We start from the raw sequence: 19,670 nt of genomic DNA on the forward strand, positions 1-19,670 counted from the left end.
GGGGCGCGACCCGCGACGCCGGTCGATGCGCTCGCCGAGGCCCACCTGACGGCCATGGCGGCCGCCGACCCGATCCTGGCCACCGAATTCGGTCTGCCGGGCCACGATCACGCGCTGACCGATTTCTCGCCGGACGCCGTCACGGCGCGCGCCGATCAGGTACGCGCGACCTTGGCTGCGCTGTCCGCCACATCCCCCACCGACGACGTCGACCGCGTCACGATCGCCACGATGACCGCATCCCTGCGCCGCGAACTGGCGCTGGCCGATGCGGGCGAGTCGACCGGCGTGTGCAACGTGATCACCTCCCCGCTGCAGGCCATCCGCGACGTCTTCGACCTGATGCCCACCGCCACAGAAGCGGCTCGGGCCGATGTCGTGGCACGGCTCGCGGCCATCCCGGACAGCCTGGCGGGCGCGATCGCCGGCCTGGATCACCGCCTGGCCACGGGCCCACCGTTCGCCCGTCGCCAGGTGCTGCTCGCCGCCGAGCAGGCCGACACGGCACCCGCCGCGATCACGGCCACGACGGGCGCGATCGACGCCGATCCGGCACTGGCCACCGACCTGCAGCGCGCCACGCAGCGGGCCGGGGCCGCCTTCGCGGCGTACGCCGATCACCTGCGAACCCGGATCGCGCCCGGCGCCTCCGACGCCGATGCGGTCGGCCGGGATCGCTATCTCCTGCACCTGCCGCATTACCTCGGCGCCGACGTCGATCCGGACGAGGCGTACGCGTGGGGCCTGACGCAGTTGGCACAGATCACCGCCGAACAACGCGAGATCGCCGCGGCCCTGGGCCACGGCGGTGACGTGGCGGCGGCACTGGCGCATCTGGACGCCGATCCGCGGTATCAGATCCACGACAAGACGGCCTTCGTCGACTGGATGCAGCAGGCCTCCGACGACGCAGTGGCCGGCCTGGCCGGGACCCACTTCGACATTCCGACCCGACTGACGCGACTGGAGTGCCGATTGGCCCCGTCGTCGACGGGCATCATCTACTACACCCAGCCCAGCGCGGATCTGACCCGGCCCGGACGCATGTGGTGGGCGGTGCCGCCGGCCCAGACGGTGTTCCACACCTGGCAGGAGAAGACCACCGTCTACCACGAGGGGGTGCCCGGCCATCACCTGCAGCTCGGGTCGGCCATCGTCGACGACGACCTGAACGCCTGGCGCAAGCTGGCGTCGTTCACGTCCGGACACGGGGAGGGCTGGGCCCTCTACGCCGAACGCCTGATGGCCGAGCTCGGGTGGCTCGACGATCTCGGTGACCGGATGGGAATGCTGGATTCGCAACGACTTCGGGCCGCACGCATCGTCGTCGACATCGGTGTGCACTGTGGCCTGCGGGCACCAGAGCACCTCGGCGGTGGCGTCTGGGATGCCGACAAGGCGTGGACCTTCCTCACCTCGTCGGTGGCGATGGATCGCGCGGTGCTGCGATTCGAACTGGACCGCTACCTCGGCTGGCCCGGTCAGGCACCGTCCTACGCTCTCGGACAACGGGTCTGGCAGCAGACCCGCCAGGCCGCCCTGGCCGCGCACCCGGAGTGGACGCTCAAGGATTTCCACACCCGGGCGTTGGCGTTGGGTGGGGTGAGCCTCGACGTGCTGGTCGGCGAGATGACCGACGCGGCGTAGCGCGACGCCGAGTCGTCGGCGATGATCGGGCGCATGGGATTGCTGCGCCGCTCGCCGATCTTCTCCGACCGGGGCCCGAAGCTCACTCCGGTCGAACGGGACACCGCCCGGCGCCGGGCCCAGCGTGCGGCGTGGGCGGCCCGCACCAGCGTGACCATGACCGCGCGGCGTGCCTACCGCGATTACCGCGCCACGGCCGGTGACCGGTTCATGGCGTGGCCGCTGTGGGAGCGGCACTACCGCGAGGCCTATCGGGGTGGCGCGGCGCACTCGTCCGGGGAGCAATTCTCCAGTTGGGACGATTGAGACGAACCCCGGTGGCGCCCCGGCACTCCCGAGTACCGTGAGCCCATGACGGCCGATTCCGCCCCCACCGAATCCATTCCGGCCACCGACGCCGATTATCCGGATGCGTCGGTGCGTTACGGGCCCACCCGGTCCCAGCTCGCCGACATCTTCGAGCCCGCCGAACCGACCGATTCGCTGGTGATCCTGCTGCACGGCGGATTCTGGCGGGAATCCGACCGCACCCGCACCTGGCCGGTGGGACGCGAACTCTCCGGCGCCGGACATCTCACCGCGGCCGTCGAATACCGCCGTGGGCCGGGGAGCTGGGCCGACGCCTTCGACGACGTGATCGGCGCGATCGACGAGATCGGGCTCAGCGGAAGGGAATTCACCATAGGAAACGACGCGCCGCGGGTGACGACCCTGGTCGGCCATTCGGCCGGCGGCCAGCTCGCGCTCTGGGTGGCCGGTCGCGCTTCGCTGCCCGAGGGAAACCGTTGGCGCACAGAGCATCCGACCATCACCGGAGTGGTCGCGCTCGCGCCGATCGCCGATCTGGCCCGTGCCGCCGAACTCCGTCTCGGCGACGACGCGGTCGCCGAATTCCTCGGCGGCACTCCCGAAGAGATCCCCGAGGTGTATGCCGTCGCCGACCCGGTCCGCCTCGCACCGGCTGTGGACGTCCACATCCTGCACGGCGCCGACGATGTCGATGTCCCGGTCGAACTGTCCGAACGGTATGTGGCACAAGCGAAGCCATCTGGGGACTCGAACGTGTCACTCGAGGTGGTCGACGGCATCGGCCACGAGTCGTGGGCCGATCCGGCCGGGCCGGGGTGGCGGCACCTGGTCGGCGCACTCGATCGGGTGACCGCGCGACGGTGACCTGAGTCAGGTGATCTCGACCAGGCAGGCGGTCGGGTAATGCGGATCGGAGGAGTCATCCGTGGTGTAGACGTGGGTATATTCCGGCGGACAAGCGATTTCACCACCGACAACACGGTCGCTGATGATCCGAAAGGCGCCGGGATGGCAACTCGTCGGGAAGAGCCCCACTCCCGAGGTGAAGCGATAGCAAAGGCCGACAGGCGCACCCAGTAGCGAGGATGAACTCGTAGGCGGGGTCGTGGGAGACGGAATCGTGGGAGACGGTGTCGTGTAAGTGGGCGAGGTGTAGGTCGGCGTTGCGTAGGTGGACGACTCCGTGGTTTCCGACGACGCCTCGGCCTGGGGCGTGCCACCGACTCCGATGACCGGCAGCCCGCAACCGGACAACGCACCGGCGAGGGCGCCGACTGCAAGGATTGCGGTGCCGCCGACTATCGCGCTTCGTCGATGACCTCGTGTGCCGTGACCTGTCATGGCAACCTCCGGGAGTCGCTGCAATCCGATCGCTACAGCATGCCCGCCATATGTGATTCACATCACACACTGCGCCGGGATTACTCCGTTCGACAGACGCCCCCGGAATCAGCGACCCAGCAACCCACTCACCTCGTCGACGACGCGCGCCAGCTCCACCTGATGCTGGTCACCGGTGCCGAGGTTCTTGATCTCCAGCTTCCCCTCGGCCAGTTCGCGATCCCCCAGCACGAGCGCGAGACGCGCGCCGGAACGGTCGGCGGCCTTCATCGCGCCCTTGAGTCCGCGATCGCCGTAGGCGAGGTCGACGCTGATCCCGGCGGCCCGCAGTTGTCCTGCGACGGAGACCAATTCGGCCTTCGCCTCCGCACCCATGGGCACCCCGAACACCTCGACCCGCGCGGCGTCGGCGTCGGCGACGCCCTCGGCCTCCAGCGCGAGCATCGTCCGGTCGACGCCGAGACCGAATCCGATCCCGGACAGGTCCTGCTTGCCGCCGATCTGGCGCATCAGTCCGTCGTAGCGTCCACCGCCGCCGATGCCCGACTGCGCCCCGAGTCCGTCGTGGACGAACTCGAAGGTCGTCTTCGTGTAGTAGTCGAGACCGCGGACGAGACGCGGGTTGATCTCGTAGGGCACCCCGAGCCGTTTCAGGTGCGCGAGCACGGTGTCGAAGTGGGCGCGCGCGTCGTCGCTCAGATAATCGAGCAGCAGCGGCGCATCGGCGGTGGCCGCCTTGATCTCGGGTCGCTTGTCGTCGAGCACCCGCAACGGATTGATCTGCGCGCGGGCGCGGGTCGGCTCGTCGAGATCGAGCCCGAAGAGGAACTGCTGCAACGCCTCCCGATACCGCGGACGACTCTCGTCATCGCCGAGTGAGGTGATCTCCAGGCGGAAGCCGGACAGCCCGAGCCGCCGGTACCCCTCGTCGGCGATCGCGATCACCTCGGCGTCCAGGGCCGGGTCGTCGACGCCGATGGCCTCCACGCCGACCTGCTGCAACTGCCGATAACGACCGGTCTGCGGCTTCTCGTACCGGAAGAACGGTCCGGCGTAGCAGAGTTTGACGGGCAGTTGTCCGCGGTCGAGGCCGTGCTGGATCACCGCACGCATCACCCCCGCGGTGCCCTCGGGCCGCAGTGTCACCGACCGCTCACCGCGGTCGGCGAAGGTGTACATCTCCTTGCTCACGACGTCGGTGGACTCGCCGACGCCGCGCGCGAACAAGGCGGTCTCCTCGAAGACCGGCAACTCGATGTGGCCGTAACCGGCGCGGCGCGCGGCCTCGGTGAGGGTGTCGCGGACACGACGGAAGTCGGCCGAACGCGGCGGGTAGTAGTCGGGAACTCCGCGGGGCGCGGAGAAGTCGGCGCTCACAGTCGTCGAGATCCCTTCGTCGAGGTGTCGTCCGCGGCCCGCGCGGACGGGTCGGCTGCCACGTCGACGAGGAACGGGTTGGTGCGCCGCTCCTGGCCGACCGAGGTCTGCGGGCCGTGGCCGGGCAGCACCTGTGTGTCGTCGGAACGGGTCAGCAGCCGCGCACCGATCGACTCGAGCAGCTGTTGATGACTGCCGCCGGGCAGGTCGGTCCGGCCGATGGACCCGGCAAACAGTACGTCACCGGAGAAACACACGGGCACCGTGGCCCCGGCGTCGGCCCCGTCGCCGGACTGCTCATCGGGAATCGGCACGTCCATGGTCAGCAACACCGATCCCGCGGTGTGTCCCGGCGCGTGGTCGACGGCCAGGCGCAGGCCGGCCACCTCGACGTCCTCACCGTCGACGAAATCGACGACCTTCTCCGGTTCACGGAAGGTCAGCGAACCGATCATCGGACCGAGTGCGGGCCCGAGGCCCCGCGCCGGGTCGGCGAGCATGGGTCGATCATCCGGATGAATGTAGGCGGGGATGGAGAACTCGTCGCACAACTCGGTCGCGTTCCAGGTGTGGTCGAGGTGCCCATGGGTCAACAGCACCGCCACCGGAGTCAGCTGGTGTTCGGCCAGGATTTCCCGCACCCGGGGGGCCGCATCCTGGCCCGGGTCGATGATGATGGCCTCGGATCCCGGACCGGCGGCCACGATGTAGCAGTTGGTCTGGAACATCCCTGCAGGGAAGCCGGTGATGAGCATGCTCTCCATTGTGGCCCATCGGATCCAGGCGGTTTGCGTGGCCTGTCGGAACCGGCGATCTCCTCACGACCGTCACGTGCGGGGAGTGTCAAAGACCCGGTGCAGTGACTTCACAGGTGATACTGGCACACTGCATGGGGTGTTCGGTGGCCGCCCGGACATTCCAGAACCGCAGCACCAGGTCAATCCAGCACCAGCACGATCGCAGCACCAGGACGAGGAGGGCGTGCAGAGCGTGGCGAGCGACAACGAGCCCGGCAAGCCGGAATCCCAAGACTCATCAGATCCGGCCGACGACACCGCGGTCGTCGACACGTCGACCGCGACCGACGCCGCGACCCGCCGCGCGCTGACCAATGAGCAGCGACGCGAGGCCGCCAAACGCAAGCTCGAGGAGCGCCTGGAGCGGGAACGGCAGGCACAGCGCAAGCGCAAGATCATGATCGGGACCATCTCCGGTGCGGTGGTGATCGCCGTGGTGGCGACCGCGACGTATTTCATCGTCGACAAGATCCAGACCGATCGGTTCAACGCCGCGCACACGACGTGTACCTACACCGACAAGGCCAGCAACCTGGCCGACGTGCCGACCAGCCCACCCGCCCAGGTCACCGATCCGGCGCAACGCGCGCTGTATCAGGAGCAGATCGACAAGGTCAACGCCGGCAAGGGCAACGAGAAGACGTCGCCGAAACCGGACTCGACCCAGCCCAAGGACGGGACCGCCACCCTCACCCTGAACACCAACCAGGGTGCGATTCCGATCGACCTCAACCGGACCGGCGCGCCCTGCAACACCGCCGCGGTGATCTCCCTTGCCGACAACGGGTACTACAACGGCAGCCCGTGTCACCGGATGACGACGGCCGACCTCAAGGTCCTGCAGTGCGGTGATCCCACCGGCAGCGGCCTCGGGTCGCCCGGCTGGACCAGCCCGGACGAGCCGCCGACCAATCTGAAACCGGTCGGTGAGGCCTCGGCCATGCAGCAGCAGGTGGTCACCTACCCGCGCGGTACCGTCGCCATCGCCAACAGCGGTCAGGCCCAACAGGGTGAGGCCAATTCCGGGGGGTCCGCGCAGTTCTTCGTCCTGATCCAGGATGGCCAACTGCCCCCGAACTACGCCGTCGTCGGCACCGTCGACGCCGCGGGAATGAAGGTCATCGACAAGGTGTACGCCGGCGGCGTCGAACCCGGCATCGGCACCAACCAGATGACCGGGGCACTCGAACGCAAGACCGACGACGGCGCGCCGAAGATCCCGGTGACCGTGGAGACCGCGGTGGTGTCCTGACACTCCGCTCGCGATCGCGATAACAGACAACCGATGGCCCGTCACCCCAGGTGGCGGGCCATCGGCGTCGATCGACGCCCGAGCGAGCGGCCGGTGACGGGTCGGTCAGTCGGTGTCAGGCCGCCGAGGTGACGCGGTAGACGTCGTAGACGCCTTCGACGTTGCGCACCACGTTCAGCACATGTCCGAGGTGCTTGGGGTCACCCATCTCGAAGGTGAACTTGCTGATCGCGACCCGGTCTCGGCTGGTGGTGACCGACGCCGACAGGATGTTCACCCGCTCGTCGGCGAGGACCTTGGTGACGTCGGACAGCAGCCGATGCCGGTCGAGCGCCTCGACCTGGATGGCCACCAGGAACACCGACTCGGGCGACGGCGCCCAGGACACGTCGATGATCCGTTCGGCCTGCCCCTGCAGCGCCGCGGCGTTGGTGCAGTCGGTGCGGTGGACGCTGATCCCGCCGCCCCGGGTGACGAAACCCATGATGGTGTCGCCCGGTACGGGCGTACAGCATTTGGCGAGTTTGATGAGCACGTTGTCGACGCCCTCGACCACCACACCGGCGTCGCCGCCCTGGCGGGATCGGGTCGGCATGGTCGACGGGGTGGTCAACTCGGCGATCTCGTCGGCGGCCGCGTCGATCCCGCCGAGCGCGGCCACCAACCGGTTGACCACGTGCCGGGCCGACACGTGATTCTCCCCCACCGCCGTGTACAGGGCGCTGACGTCCTGATAGCGCAACTCGCGCGCCACCGCGGCCATCGAATCGGCACTCATCAAGCGCTGCAACGGAAGTCCACCCCGTCGCACTTCCTTCGCGATGGCGTCCTTGCCGGTCTCGAGGGCCTCTTCGCGCCGTTCCTTGGCGAACCACTGCCGGATCTTGGCCTTGGCCCGCGGGGACACCACGAAGTTCTGCCAGTCCTTGCTCGGTCCGGCGTTCGGCGCCTTGGAGGTGAAGACCTCGACCACCTCACCGTTCTCGAGTTGGCGTTCGAGTGCGACGAGACGACCGTTGACCCGCGCGCCGATGCATCGGTGGCCGACCTCGGTGTGCACGGCGTAGGCGAAATCCACCGGCGTGGAGCCGGCCGGCAACGTGATCACATCCCCCTTGGGGGTGAACACGAAGATCTCCTTGACGGCGAGGTCGTAGCGCAGCGACTCGAGGAATTCGCCCGGGTCGGCGGCCTCCCGCTGCCAGTCGAGAAGCTGACGCATCCAGGCCATGTCGTCGACCTCGGCGACATCGGTGCGGCGGCCCTTGCGGTCCTTGTAGCCGCCCTCCTTGTAGCGCCAGTGCGCGGCGATCCCGAACTCCGCGGTGCGGTGCATGTCGTGCGTCCGGATCTGCACCTCGAGGGGCTTGCCCTCCGGACCGATGACCGTGGTGTGCAGCGACTGGTAGACGCCGAACCGTGGTTGCGCGATGTAGTCCTTGAACCGTCCGGCCATCGGCTGCCACAGCGAATGCACCACGCCCACCGCCGCATAGCAGTCGCGCACCTCGTCGCAGAGGATCCGCATGCCGACGAGGTCGTGGATGTCGTCGAAGTCGCGGCCCTTGACGATCATCTTCTGGTAGATCGACCAGTAGTGCTTCGGCCGGCCCTCGACGGTCGCGGTGATCTTGGCCGAACTCAAGGCGTTGTTGATGTCGGCGCGCACCCGGGCGAGGTAGGTGTCACGCGAGGGCGCGCGGTCGGCGACGAGCCGCACGATCTCCTCGTAGCGCTTGGGGTGCAGGATCGCGAAGGAGAGGTCTTCCAGCTCCCACTTGACCGTCGCCATTCCCAACCGATGAGCAAGCGGCGCAATGACTTCCAGCGTTTCGCGCGCCTTGCGCGCCTGCTTCTCGGGCGGCAGGAACCGCATGGTGCGCATGTTGTGCAGCCGGTCGGCGACCTTGATCACCAGCACCCGCGGATCGCGGGCCATCGCGATGATCATCTTCCGGATCGTCTCGGCCTCGGCCGCAGAGCCGAGCGCGACCTTGTCGAGTTTGGTCACGCCGTCGACGAGGTGGGCGACCTCGGCACCGAAGTCCTTCTCCAGCGCCTCGAGGGAGTACCCGGTGTCCTCGACGGTGTCGTGCAGCAGGGCGGCCACCAGCGTGGTGGTGTCCATCCCCAGATCGGCCAGGATCGTCGCCACCGCAAGCGGGTGGGTGATGTAGGGATCCCCCGACTTCCGGGTCTGCCCGCTGTGGCGTTCGTCGGCGATGTCGTAGGCGTGTTGCAGCAGCGCGACGTCGGCCTTCGGGTAGATCTCCCGATGCAGCGTCACCAGCGGCTCCAGCACCGGGCGCACCGGTGACCGCGTCGCGGTCATCCGCCGTGCCAGCCGGGCCCGGACGCGACGCGACGCCGAGGAATGCTGCGGCGGGATCGCACTCGTCTCCGGCGCAGTGGCGTCGGCGCCGTCCGACGGTGTCGTCGGTGCGACCTTCTCGGGCGCGGGCGCATCCGATGTGCTCGCGCCGGTCGCGCCGCCGTCGGCGTGGGCTCCGACCACCTGCGTGGCGGCCGGGTGAGGCCGGGCAGCGGCGGCGGTGTCATCGCGAGAGCGTGCCGCGTCCTCGGTGGCCGTGGCATTCACCGGGCCGGGGTTGGGCTCGTCGGCCATGCGACCCTCCATTCAGCGACACGAATCCGGACCGGCGACCGGTGCGGACACCATCTCGGACTCAACGGACTATTCGTCAAGTCTAATCCGCGGGCCGCACCCAACCCGATGTGCACCGCCGCCCGACCCCACCGCCCGACCCCACCGACCGTTCGAGGAGGTGTGTCCGGATCAGTCGGTGGCGATGCAGTGCACCGGGATCTCGCCGAGACCGTCGGCGATGCGCCGCCGGCCACCGAGGGCGCTCAGCTCCATGATCACCGCGACGGCGAGGACCCGGGCGCCGGCGCGTTCGAGGAGTTCGGCCGCCGCCACGGCGGTTCCGCCGGTCGCGAGGACGTCGTCGACGAGCAGGACCCGCAGGCCGGTGATGTCGATCCCGCTGGCCGGGATCTCGAGTCGGGCCCGCCCGTATTCGAGGTCGTAATCGATCCCGTGGACCGGTGGTGGCAGCTTGCCGCCCTTGCGGACCGCCAGCACCCCGACCCCGAGTTCCCGTGCGACCGCGCCGCCGAGCAGAAACCCGCGGGCATCGATGCCCGCGACGAGGTCGATGGTGGCACAGCCGTGCGTGAGTGCGGTGACGATCGAGGACAACCCGTCCGGGTCGGCGAGCACCGGTGTGAGGTCCTTGAAGTCGATTCCCGGTTCCGGGAAGTCGGCGACCATCCGGCCGTGTTCGGTGATGGCGATCCGGGCGCGTCGCAGGGCGTCGGCGGTGATGTCACCGTCGACCATCGGCCGGGCCGCGTCGTCGGAGACGTCATCGGTCATCGGGTCCACCCCCATGCGATCCCCGGCGTTGCGGTTCCCAGGTGTGCGGTGTTGTCAGTGTCGTCACGTCAGCATCCACCGATCCATGTTCCATCCCGTCCCGTTGCGCCCCAATCCGGCGACCACATTGTCGACCTGATCATTCCAGTGCCGCACGCGCGGGGCAGCGAACAACGGGATCGAGGCCACCTGCGCCCACGCTCCGGTCTCGATGGTGCGGACCAGGCCGAGTCGCTCGGCCTCCAGATCCGCCACGGCGAGCTGATCGATGGCGGTGTTGACCTGCGGATTGTTGAGGGTCGTCAGATTCAGCGGATCGCCGCCACGCAGCTGATAGGCGTCGCGGATCGGATCGGAGGACCCCGCGGCGGAGAACGAGGCGCCGCTCGCCACCAGCAGTGCATCCGCCTGCGATCCCAGCCCGCCGACGCCGGTGACCGACGACGCGGTGTCGGTCACCGTGATACCCGCCGGCGCACAGGACGCGTTGATCGCGGCGACCATCTGGTTCCAGCGCCCAGTGGGCGCCAGGTAGCCGATACGCACGGTGCGCGACGCCCGGCGCGGGGTGCCGTCATCGGCGGTACCGGCCGCCTCCGCCAGCAGTGTTCGGGTGCGCCCGAGGTCGGGACGCTGGTACTCGCGCCCGAATTCGCCGTTCAGCGAGGCGGCCAACTCGTCCCCGGGTGCCAGGACCCGCATGTTCCACATCTGCGCACCGCTGCCGAACTGCCGTGCCAACCCATCGCGGGGCACGCAGGATGCGAACGCCCGACGCACCCTGACGTCGCCGAACACGCCACGCCCCGACAGCACCAGCCCCTCGACGGCCAGTGCCTGCGATTCGGCCCCGTCGGTCGGTCGTGGGACGTTCTCCCCGTCGGCGAGACCGGCCGTCACGTCGGCGATGTCGTACGCACCGTCGGCCAGGCGTTGGGCGACGTCGTTGCCGCGGCCCCACATCGTGATCCGTGACGCCGCCGGAGGATCACCCCACCAGGTGTCGTTCGCCACCAGCAGGAGGCCGCCGGAGGTGGAGTAACTCTCGAATCGGTAGGGCCCCGACGCCGGGAACCGACTGCGATCGAAGTCTCCGGGAGTGAAGTCGAACCCGGTGTTCCAGGACTTCGCGATCCGTTCGATGACCGCACGGTTGCGCGCGCGGATCGGGTCGACGATGTTGGCCACCCCGGCGTCGCGGGCGACGACGTGTGCCGGCAGGAGGGTGCCGGCACCGAACAGCGATGCCCAGTCCTGGTAGTCACGCCCGGCGGCGAAGGTGACCGTGGCCGTTGTGGCACCGGGGGTGCAGTCGACCGAGTCGATGTCGCGGTAGCCGGCGGTGGTCGCGGGCGTGAAATCGTCGAACCGGCCGCTCATCGCGGCCCAGGCCAGCACGATCTCATCGCACGTCAGCGGGACGCCGTCGGAGTACGTGGCCTTCGGGTTGAAGTCGTAGCGCAGCGTCAATCGGCCACCCGGCTCGCGGGTCACGGTTCCGATGTCACGGTCCGGGGTCACCTGCCCGGCATCGCCGAGGTAACTGAAACCGGGCAGCACACGGGTGGTGGCCATCAGCACGCCGTTGGCGTTGCCCTCGCGGGTGTTGGCGTTGTAGGTGCTCAGCTTGGCGTCGACCGCATAGTCGATGGTCGGCGGTGGTGGGTCGGAGCACGCCGACACCAGCGTCGCCGCCAGCGCCGCACCCACCATCACGACCAGCAGCCGTATCACCATCGACCGGCGGCGCACCGACCGCGCATCCTCCCCGCGCGTGGTGCGCGAACCCCTCGTCACGAGTGCCGAGACTATCGCGTGCGGCGCCGTTTTCCGCTCGGCACGGCGGGGGTGTCGTCGGCGGCGGCCTGCCGCGCTCCCCCGGACCGGCGCGTCCCGGGTGATCGGGCCGGGCGTCGTCGTGCCGCGGAGTCACCGGCGTCGGGGTCCTCCCCCTTCTCGATCGCGGCGCGGCGCGCGAGCACCCGGGCGGTGTGCCGGGAGATGTCCTCGCGGCGTTCCTTCAGGGTGACCAGCAGCGGCGTGGCCAGGAACACCGATGAGTACGCACCGACCACCACACCGACCAGCTGGATCAGTGCGAGGTCCTTGAGCGTGCCGACGCCGAGCAACCAGACCGCGATCACCATGAGCGCGATGATCGGCAGCACCGAGATGACGGTGGTGTTGATCGAGCGCATCAGGGTCTGGTTGACGGCCAGGTTGGCCTGCTCGGCGTAGGTGCGGCGGGTGGTCTGCAGGACCGAACGGGTGTTCTCCGACACCTTGTCGAACACCACCACCGTGTCGTACAGCGAGAAACCGAGGATGGTCAGCAGACCGATGACGGTGGCCGGGGTGACCTCGAATCCGACCAGCGAGTACACCCCCGCGGTCACGATGATGTCGAAGAACAGCGTCGCCAGCGCGGCGATGGACATCTCCCGGTCGAAGCGGATCGCGATGTAGATGAACACGATCACCAGGAAGACCGCGAGCGCGATGAGCATCTTCTCGGTGATCTCGCGGCCCCAGGTGGAACTGACCTCCGAGATGCTGACGTCCTGCGCGGTGAGTTCGGGCCCGTAGGCGTCGGTCAGCGCCACGGTGACCGTCCGCGCCTGTTCCAGGGTCAACGCGTCGGTGCGGACCTGGACGGTCTCACTGGAACCTGATCCCGCGGTCTGCACCGAATCCGGTGCGGTGCCGAGTGCCTTGCCGACGACATCCTCCACGGACTGGCTGCTGATGCCCTGCGACACCGGGATGGAGATCTGGGTGCCGCCCTCGAAGTCGATGCCGAAGCTGAACTGACGCACACCGATGGAGATCACGCAGATCGCCAGGATCACCGCGGTGACGATGTACCACTGACGGCGCTTGCCGATGACCTCGAAGGCGCCGGTGCCGGTGTAGAGCCGCGACAGGAACGATCGCGAGGTGTCGGCGGTGAAGTCGGCGTCACTACCGGTCGCCGGGGCCGCCACGGTGGTCGTCGCGCCGTCGGTGTCGGTGGCGGTCTGGTTGGGGCTGGTCATTTCGACGATCCTTTCGCCGATGCGTCGCCGGCCGGCGCGTCACCGGTGGCGTGATCTGTCCCGGATCCGGCGCTGCCGGGTTGTTTGGTGAGGCTCGGCGACCCCGAGGTCGTCTCGGTGGTCGCAGCACCCCGGGCGCCGGCACCGGTCAGCGCGCCCACCCGCTCGGCGCGTTCGGTGCGGCGCCGGCGGGCCACCTCACTGACCGCACCCAGACCGTTGACGCCGGGTCGTGACAGGAATTCCGAGCGGCTGGCCAGCACGACCAGCGGATGGGTCACCAGGAAGACGACGACGATGTCGAGGATCGTCGTCAGACCGAGGGTGAAGGCGAATCCGCGGACCTCGCCGACGGCCAGGATGTAGATGACCGCGGCGGCCAGGAAGCTGACCGCGTTACCGGACCAGATGGTGCGCCGCGCCGATGCCCAGCCGCGGGGTACCGCCGACCGGAAACTCCGGCCCTCACGCATCTCGTCCTTGATGCGTTCGAAGTAGACGACGAAGGAGTCGGCGGTCATGCCGATGCCGATGATCAGACCGGCGATACCGGCCAGATCGAGGGTGAAGCCGATCCAGCGCCCCAGCAGCACGATGATGCCGTAGACCATCACCAGCGACAGCAGCAGCGACGCCACGGTGAGGAAGCCCAGCATCCGGTAGTAGGCCAGCGCATAGATCAACACCGCGATCAGGCCGATCGCGCCGGCGAGCAGACCCGCGCGCAGCGACGACAAGCCCAGCGTCGCCGACACGGTCTCGGCGTCGGAGGTCGAGAACGACAACGGCAGCGATCCGTACTTGAGCACGTTGGCCAGGTCGGTGGCCTCGGACTCGCTGAACGGGTTGCCGCTGATCTGGGTGGCCCCGGTGATCGCCTGGTTGATGACCGGCGCCGAGACGACCCGGGTGTCGAGGGTGAAGGCGGTCTGCTTGCCGACGTTCTGTGCGGTGTAGGTGGGCCAGAAACTCGCCGCGTCGCCCTTGTACTCCAGGCTCACGATCCACTCACCGGTCTGCGGTTCGGTACCGGCACTCGCCGACTTGATGTCACGGCCGTCGATGATCTCCGGTCCGAGGAGGTACACGGTGTTGCCGTCGGTGGAGCAGGCCACCAGGTACTGGGAGGGATCGTCGTTGCCGCGCAACGGATCGCTGGCGTTCGGCGAGCAGTCCATCTTGGCCATGTAGGCCGCGAGGGCCTCGGTGTTGGAGTTCGCGGGGGCCTGCCGGTTCTTCTTCGCCTCGGCGATCTGGGCGGCGACCTGATCGGCCGGCAGATCCTCGGAGTTCTCGGAATCCTGCTGCTGATCGGCGGGCTGCGGGGTGGCCGCGGTCTGCTGTTCGACCGGGCGCACGTACAGCCGCGCCGTCTGGCCCAGCGACTTGGCCTGCGCGCCGTCCTTGCCGGGCACGGTGATGATCAGGTTGTTGCCACTGACCACGACCTCCGAGCCGCTGACGCCGAGTCCGTTGACGCGCTGCTCGATGATCTGCTTGGCCTGGTTGAGCTGATCCCGGTTGGGCGCCTGACCGTTGTCGGTGCGGGCGGTCAGGGTGACGCGGGTGCCGCCCTGCAGGTCGATACCGAGTTTGGGTTCCGGCGAACCACCCCCGGTGAAGAAGATCAGCAGGTACACCAGGGCCAGCAACGCCACGAACGCGGTGAGCGGCTGCCACGGCGGGATCTCACGCGCCGACGACCGGGCCCGTTTGCGTGTGGTGGGCTTCGCCGAATCCGAGTCGGGACGTGGCCGCCGACGCGAGCCCTTCGGTCCGGTCGTCCGGGGATCGGGTCCGCTCGGTGTGGGACCGCTCGCACCGGTTCCGTCGGTGGAGGCTCCCTTCGATTCGGCCCCACGGGAAAAACTCACGTACTCGATCTCCTTTGATACGAACGTTGATCAGCGCGGTGTCGGCGGGAACGCGCGATCATCCCGGCCACTGTAGCGTCCCGCACACAGACACCCGCCCCCGGGAATCCCGGGGGCGGGGCAGGTGCGTCGCGGGTCACGCGACGCCGATGTCCTACTTCTCGGAATCGGCCGATTTGTCGTCGGAGGACTTGTTGAGGTTCGGGGTGTCCGAGGTGGTGTCGTCGGCAACCGCGTCGTCGAGGTCGTGATCATCGTCATCCTCGAGGGCGAACGGCGGGACATAGCCGGGGTAGGTGGCGGCGGCCTCGTCGGTCGGGACGACACGCATGACGGCCAGCCGGTTCCACCGTGTGACCAGGCCGGTGGCGATCTCCACGTCGACGTAGTCCGATGAGGTTGCGTCGATCACGGTGCCGAACAGTCCGCTGGAGAGCTGGATGCGGGTTCCGGTCTGCACCGAGTTCTGCATGTCCTGCATCTCGGCCGCACGCTTCTTCTGCTTGCGCATCGAGAAGACCATGAAACCGACCATCAAGACCAGCAGCAACGGGAGAAACAGAGATTCCATCAGGAAACAATCGTCCTTGTCGTATCGAGAATGTCACCCGCGACGCTGCGTGGGAACCACGGGTCGCGGGGGTGCCGACAAGTGTGTGTCGGCATGCACTCTGTCCAGTGTGCCATGGCCATCGCCGGTTTCCCTAGGGCCGCCGTGTCGAGGTGGCCGCCGTCGGGGTGCCGGATTTGCCCGATCACAGCTCGTCGAACAGTGACGCGGTTCCGCCGTCGCGGGGTCGAACGCCGAAGGTGGCGTTGAGCGCGCCGGCCGGCGGTGTCAGGCCGAGGTGATGCCAGGCGGCCGCGGTGGCCACCCGCCCGCGTGGGGTGCGGGCCACCATCCCGGCCCGGACCAGGAACGGTTCACAGACCTCCTCGACGGTTGCCGGTTCTTCGCCGACCGCGACGGCCAGCGTCGACACGCCGACGGGCCCACCGCCGAATCCCCTGATCAGGGCGTTGAGGACGGCTCGGTCGAGGCGGTCGAAGCCGAGTTCGTCGACGTCGTAGACGGCCAGGGCCGCGCGCGAGATGTCGACGGTGATGATCCCGTCGCCCCGTACCTCGGCGTAGTCGCGGACCCGGCGGAGCAGACGGTTGGCGATGCGCGGGGTGCCGCGTGACCGGCTCGCGATCTCCGACGACGCATCGGCCTGCAGGTCGAGACCGAGAATGCCGGCCGACCGCCGCAGCACCCGCACCAGCTCATCGGTCTCGTAGAACTCCATGTGCGCGGTGAACCCGAAGCGGTCACGCAGCGGCCCGGTCAGCGATCCCGATCGGGTCGTCGCGCCGACCAGTGTGAACGGTGCGACGTCGAGCGGAATCGAGGTCGCCCCCGGGCCCTTTCCGACCACGACGTCGACCCGGAAGTCCTCCATCGCCAGATACAACATCTCTTCGGCCGGCCGGGCGATGCGGTGGATCTCGTCGATGAACAGCACGTCACCCTCGACGAGGTTCGACAGCATCGCCGCGAGGTCACCGGCGCGTTCCAGCGCGGGCCCCGACGTCACCCGGATCGCCGATCCCATCTCCCCGGCGATGATCATCGCCAGCGAGGTCTTGCCGAGCCCGGGTGGCCCCGACAACAGGATGTGGTCGGGGGTGCTCCCCCGCTTCTTCGCCCCGTGCAGCACCAGTTCGAGTTGCTCGCACACCCGGGGCTGCCCGATGAAATCGGCCAGGGACCGCGGCCGCAACCCGGCGTCGAAGTCGCCGTCGGCGCGCACCGGCAGCGCGCTGACCTCGCGTTCGTCGTCGGTTCCCGCCTCCTCGGGGTACTCGCCGGTCATGCCGTCTTCCCCAGCAGGGCCAGCGATCGGCGCAGCGCCGCGGATGCGTCGGCGTCGGGTGACTCGGCCAGCACCGATGCGACGGCCTTCTCCGCGGGCGCCGCGGTGAATCCGAGCCCGATGAGTGCCTCGGTGACCTGCCCGGCGACCCCACCCGCGCCGGCCACACCCGACGCCGTCGCGGTGTCGGCGACCGGCCGGTCGACCTTGTCGCGCAGTTCCACGACGAGACGTTCGGCCACCCGCTTGCCGATTCCGGGGACCGAGGTGAGTGCCTTGGTGTCGGAGTCGGCCAACGCGCGGCGCAGCGCGTCGGGTTCGAGGACCGCGAGGGTCGCCATCGCGAGTCGGGGCCCGACCCCGGTGACGGTCTGCAGCAGCGCGAACAGGGCTCGGGCGTCGGGTTCGGTGAACCCGTACAGGGTCATCGAGTCCTCACGGACGATCATCGAGGTCAGCAGCGTCGCCTCGTCGCCTCGTCGCAGCCGTGACAACGTGTCGGGGGTGGCCAGGACGCGATAGCCGACTCCGGCGCAGTCGAGGACGACGTGATCGAGTGCCACCTCCAGCACCGGCCCGCGTACCGAGGCGATCATCGCTTCCTCCCTTGTTCGGCCGCCGCCACCCGGCGACGGTGCGTCCGGGCGATCTCGTCGGCGCGTTGTTGCGCCTGCGCCATGCGTTCGATCATCGGGCCACGCCAGCAGTGACAGATGGCGAGGGCCAGGGCATCGGCGGCATCGGCCGGACGCGGTTTGGTCTGCATCCCGAGGATGCGCGTCACCATCGAGGTGACCTGGGATTTGTCGGCGCGGCCGTTGCCGGTCACCGCGGCCTTCACCTCCGACGGCGTGTGAAATCGGACGGGCACATCACGTTGTCCGGCGGCGAGCGCGATCACCCCACCCGCCTGCGCCGTACCCATCGCGGTGGACACCTGGTTCTGCGCGAAGACCCGCTCGATCGCGACCACGTCGGGCTGATGGACGTCGAGCCAATGGCAGGCGGCGGAGTAGACCGCGAGCAGCCGTTGCGCCAGGTCCATGTCGGTGGGCGTGCGCACCACGTCGACGTCGAGGGCGGTCACCTGCCGACCACTCCCCGACTCGACCAGCGCGATGCCACACCGGGTCAAGCCCGGGTCGACGCCCATCACCCGCACGGTCACACACCTCTCTCCGCAAGACGAACAGCTGTTCGAGATGCTACCGGCGGCCACCGACAATGCAACGGATCGACACGACCCCGATTCGCGCCGGGGAGAATGTCCGGTGATGACGCATTACACCCCGATCGATCCCGATGGTCTCGTCGAGATGTGCGCGCAGACCTGCCTGGACCTCGACGGCGCGTCGATCGTCGGCGTCGACGGCGCGTCGCCGGCCCGGCCGGAATCGATCGCCGAGGCCATCGCGGCGACTCTGCGGGCGCGCGGCCGTGCCGCCGCGGTGATCCGGGTGATCGATTACCTCCGTCCCGCATCCCTCCGGCTGGAGTGGGGTGCCCACGACGTCGAGAGCTTCCGGACGTCGTGGTACGACTACCCGGCCCTGCGCCGCGAGGTGCTCGACGGTCTCCGACACCATCGACGGTGGCTGCCGCGACTCTGGGATGGCCACTCCGACAGATCTTTTCGCGATCAACGGCAGCACGCGACCGACGACCAGATACTTCTCGTCGCCGGCCCCATGGTGCTGCGCGAGGATCTCGACCTCGATCTGGGCATCGCACTGCGGATGAGCCCGCCCACGCTGCGTCGACGGTTGCCGCCGGACGAGCACTGGACGATCGCCGCGCTCATGGAGCAGCAGGAACTCGGGCCGCTGCCCGACATCGAGGTGCGCTACGACCATCCCGAACGACCGGCCATCGCCATCCGGTGACACCGGGAGTCCGGCATCGCCGGGTGCGGGTCGAGCGCGCGCCGGTCGGGTCAGGCGTCGAGTTCGGCGAGCACCTCGTCGCTCACGTCGACATTGCTGTAGACGTTCTGCACGTCGTCGGAGTCCTCGAGCGCGTCGATCAGCTTGAACACCTTGCGGGCACCCTCGGCGTCCACTGGGACCTCCACCGACGCCCGGAAATCGGCCTCGGCGGATTCGTAGTCGATGCCGGCGTCCTGCAGTGCGGTGCGTACGGCCACCAGATCGGTGGGCTCGCTGACCACCTCGAAGGTCTCACCGAGATCGTTGACCTCTTCGGCCCCGGCATCCAGGACGGCCATCAGCACGTCGTCCTCGGACTGCCCGGCCTTCTCGAGGGTGACCACACCCTTGCGGGTGAACAGGTACGCCACCGAACCCGGATCCGCCATGTTGCCGCCGTTGCGGGTCATCGCCGTGCGCACCTCGCCGGCCGCACGATTGCGGTTGTCGGTGAGGCACTCGATCAGGATCGCGACACCGTTGGGCCCGTAGCCCTCGTAGGTGATGGTCTGCCAGTCGGCGCCGCCGGCCTCCTCGCCGCCGCCGCGCTTGCGTGCGCGTTCGATGTTGTCGTTGGGTACCGAGCTCTTCTTGGCCTTCTGGATCGCGTCATAGAGCGTCGGATTACCCGCCGGATCGCCACCACCGGTCCGCGCCGCGACCTCGATGTTCTTGATCAACTTGGCGAACATCTTGCCGCGCTTGGCATCGATGACGGCCTTCTTGTGCTTGGTGGTGGCCCATTTGGAATGGCCGCTCATACGCTCTACCCGATCCTTCCGGCACTGACGTGCACAACTCTCGATCACTCAGTGCGCCACCCCACCCGTGACCCGAATCACGGTCGTGGGCGCACA

17 protein-coding genes are annotated in these 19,670 nt (G+C 68.7%); 5 read left to right on the forward strand and 12 right to left on the reverse strand.

The genetic code is table 11. The features are described 5' to 3' along the window. Positions 1 to 54 precede the first annotated feature (54 nt). Genes ABLE94_RS10135 through ABLE94_RS10145 form a run of 3 tightly spaced genes read left to right on the forward strand, consistent with a single transcriptional unit; the run spans position 55 to position 2,820 of the window. Positions 55 to 1,647 carry a DUF885 domain-containing protein gene (locus ABLE94_RS10135; protein ID WP_348808700.1) on the forward strand — a complete coding sequence of 531 codons (1,593 nt, stop codon included), beginning with the start codon at positions 55 to 57 and terminating at the stop codon, positions 1,645 to 1,647. A gap of 33 nt (positions 1,648 to 1,680) precedes the next feature. After that, positions 1,681 to 1,953 carry a hypothetical protein gene (locus ABLE94_RS10140; RefSeq protein WP_348803662.1) on the forward strand — a complete coding sequence of 91 codons (273 nt, stop codon included), beginning with the start codon at positions 1,681 to 1,683 and terminating at the stop codon, positions 1,951 to 1,953. 45 nt (positions 1,954 to 1,998) lie between these two features. Beyond that, the gene (locus ABLE94_RS10145; RefSeq protein ID WP_348808681.1) at positions 1,999 to 2,820 is read left to right on the forward strand and encodes an alpha/beta hydrolase family protein; all 822 of its coding nucleotides are present in this window, start codon (positions 1,999 to 2,001) and stop codon (positions 2,818 to 2,820) included. Positions 2,821 to 3,405: 585 nt separating this feature from the next. On the opposite strand, the gene hisS is transcribed toward ABLE94_RS10145, so the two are convergent. Together hisS and ABLE94_RS10155 are read right to left on the reverse strand one after the other, a co-directional pair. Beyond that, complete coding sequence (hisS, locus tag ABLE94_RS10150) at positions 3,406 to 4,674, reverse strand: histidine--tRNA ligase (protein WP_348803659.1); 1,269 nt, start codon at positions 4,672 to 4,674, stop codon at positions 3,406 to 3,408. After that, a complete protein-coding gene (locus ABLE94_RS10155; protein WP_348803657.1) occupies positions 4,671 to 5,429 on the reverse strand; it encodes an MBL fold metallo-hydrolase in 759 nt (252 codons plus the stop codon). Before ABLE94_RS10155 ends, hisS begins: the two co-directional genes overlap by 4 nt. Positions 5,430 to 5,778: 349 nt before the next feature. Between ABLE94_RS10155 and ABLE94_RS10160 the strand changes: the two genes are divergently transcribed. Further along, positions 5,779 to 6,723: a peptidylprolyl isomerase gene (locus ABLE94_RS10160; protein WP_348803927.1), complete on the forward strand. Its 945-nt coding sequence runs from the start codon at positions 5,779 to 5,781 to the stop codon at positions 6,721 to 6,723. A gap of 115 nt (positions 6,724 to 6,838) precedes the next feature. On the opposite strand, the gene ABLE94_RS10165 is transcribed toward ABLE94_RS10160, so the two are convergent. The 9 genes from ABLE94_RS10165 to ruvC all read right to left on the reverse strand — a co-directional run bounded on the left by ABLE94_RS10165 (position 6,839) and on the right by ruvC (position 18,050). Beyond that, entirely contained in the window at positions 6,839 to 9,349 is a 2,511-nt protein-coding gene (locus ABLE94_RS10165) for a RelA/SpoT family protein (protein ID WP_348803656.1), read from the reverse strand. Between the two features lie 171 nt (positions 9,350 to 9,520). Next, positions 9,521 to 10,123, reverse strand: a complete 603-nt coding sequence (locus tag ABLE94_RS10170; RefSeq protein WP_348803655.1) for an adenine phosphoribosyltransferase — start codon at positions 10,121 to 10,123, stop codon at positions 9,521 to 9,523. A gap of 63 nt (positions 10,124 to 10,186) precedes the next feature. Continuing rightward, positions 10,187 to 11,860, reverse strand: coding sequence for an ABC transporter substrate-binding protein (locus tag ABLE94_RS10175; RefSeq protein ID WP_348803926.1), 1,674 nt, complete (start codon positions 11,858 to 11,860; stop codon positions 10,187 to 10,189). Positions 11,861 to 11,931: 71 nt separating this feature from the next. Continuing rightward, positions 11,932 to 13,158 (reverse strand): protein translocase subunit SecF, encoded by a 1,227-nt coding sequence (gene secF, locus ABLE94_RS10180; protein ID WP_348803654.1) that lies wholly within the window; start codon positions 13,156 to 13,158, stop codon positions 11,932 to 11,934. Then, a complete protein-coding gene (gene secD / locus ABLE94_RS10185) occupies positions 13,155 to 14,816 on the reverse strand; it encodes a protein translocase subunit SecD (RefSeq protein ID WP_425476179.1) in 1,662 nt (553 codons plus the stop codon). Before secD ends, secF begins: the two co-directional genes overlap by 4 nt. Positions 14,817 to 15,186: 370 nt before the next feature. After that, entirely contained in the window at positions 15,187 to 15,603 is a 417-nt protein-coding gene (gene yajC / locus ABLE94_RS10190; RefSeq protein WP_348803652.1) for a preprotein translocase subunit YajC, read from the reverse strand. 184 nt (positions 15,604 to 15,787) lie between these two features. Beyond that, entirely contained in the window at positions 15,788 to 16,888 is a 1,101-nt protein-coding gene (gene ruvB / locus ABLE94_RS10195) for a Holliday junction branch migration DNA helicase RuvB (protein ID WP_348803651.1), read from the reverse strand. Beyond that, a complete protein-coding gene (gene ruvA, locus ABLE94_RS10200; RefSeq protein WP_348803650.1) occupies positions 16,885 to 17,484 on the reverse strand; it encodes a Holliday junction branch migration protein RuvA in 600 nt (199 codons plus the stop codon). Before ruvA ends, ruvB begins: the two co-directional genes overlap by 4 nt. Then, the gene (gene ruvC, locus ABLE94_RS10205; protein WP_348803924.1) at positions 17,481 to 18,050 is read right to left on the reverse strand and encodes a crossover junction endodeoxyribonuclease RuvC; all 570 of its coding nucleotides are present in this window, start codon (positions 18,048 to 18,050) and stop codon (positions 17,481 to 17,483) included. The genes ruvA and ruvC overlap by 4 nt, the downstream gene beginning before the upstream one ends. A 112-nt stretch (positions 18,051 to 18,162) precedes the next feature. Between ruvC and ABLE94_RS10210 the strand changes: the two genes are divergently transcribed. After that, positions 18,163 to 18,771: a nucleoside/nucleotide kinase family protein gene (locus tag ABLE94_RS10210; RefSeq protein ID WP_348803649.1), complete on the forward strand. Its 609-nt coding sequence runs from the start codon at positions 18,163 to 18,165 to the stop codon at positions 18,769 to 18,771. A 50-nt stretch (positions 18,772 to 18,821) separates the two neighbouring features. Here the strand turns inward: ABLE94_RS10210 and ABLE94_RS10215 are convergent, their stop codons facing one another. Next, entirely contained in the window at positions 18,822 to 19,574 is a 753-nt protein-coding gene (locus ABLE94_RS10215; RefSeq protein WP_348803648.1) for a YebC/PmpR family DNA-binding transcriptional regulator, read from the reverse strand. Positions 19,575 to 19,670: the final 96 nt, after the last annotated feature.

This window comes from Gordonia sp. VNK1, from assembly GCF_040049135.1.
Lineage (GTDB): Bacteria > Actinomycetota > Actinomycetes > Mycobacteriales > Mycobacteriaceae > Gordonia > Gordonia oleivorans.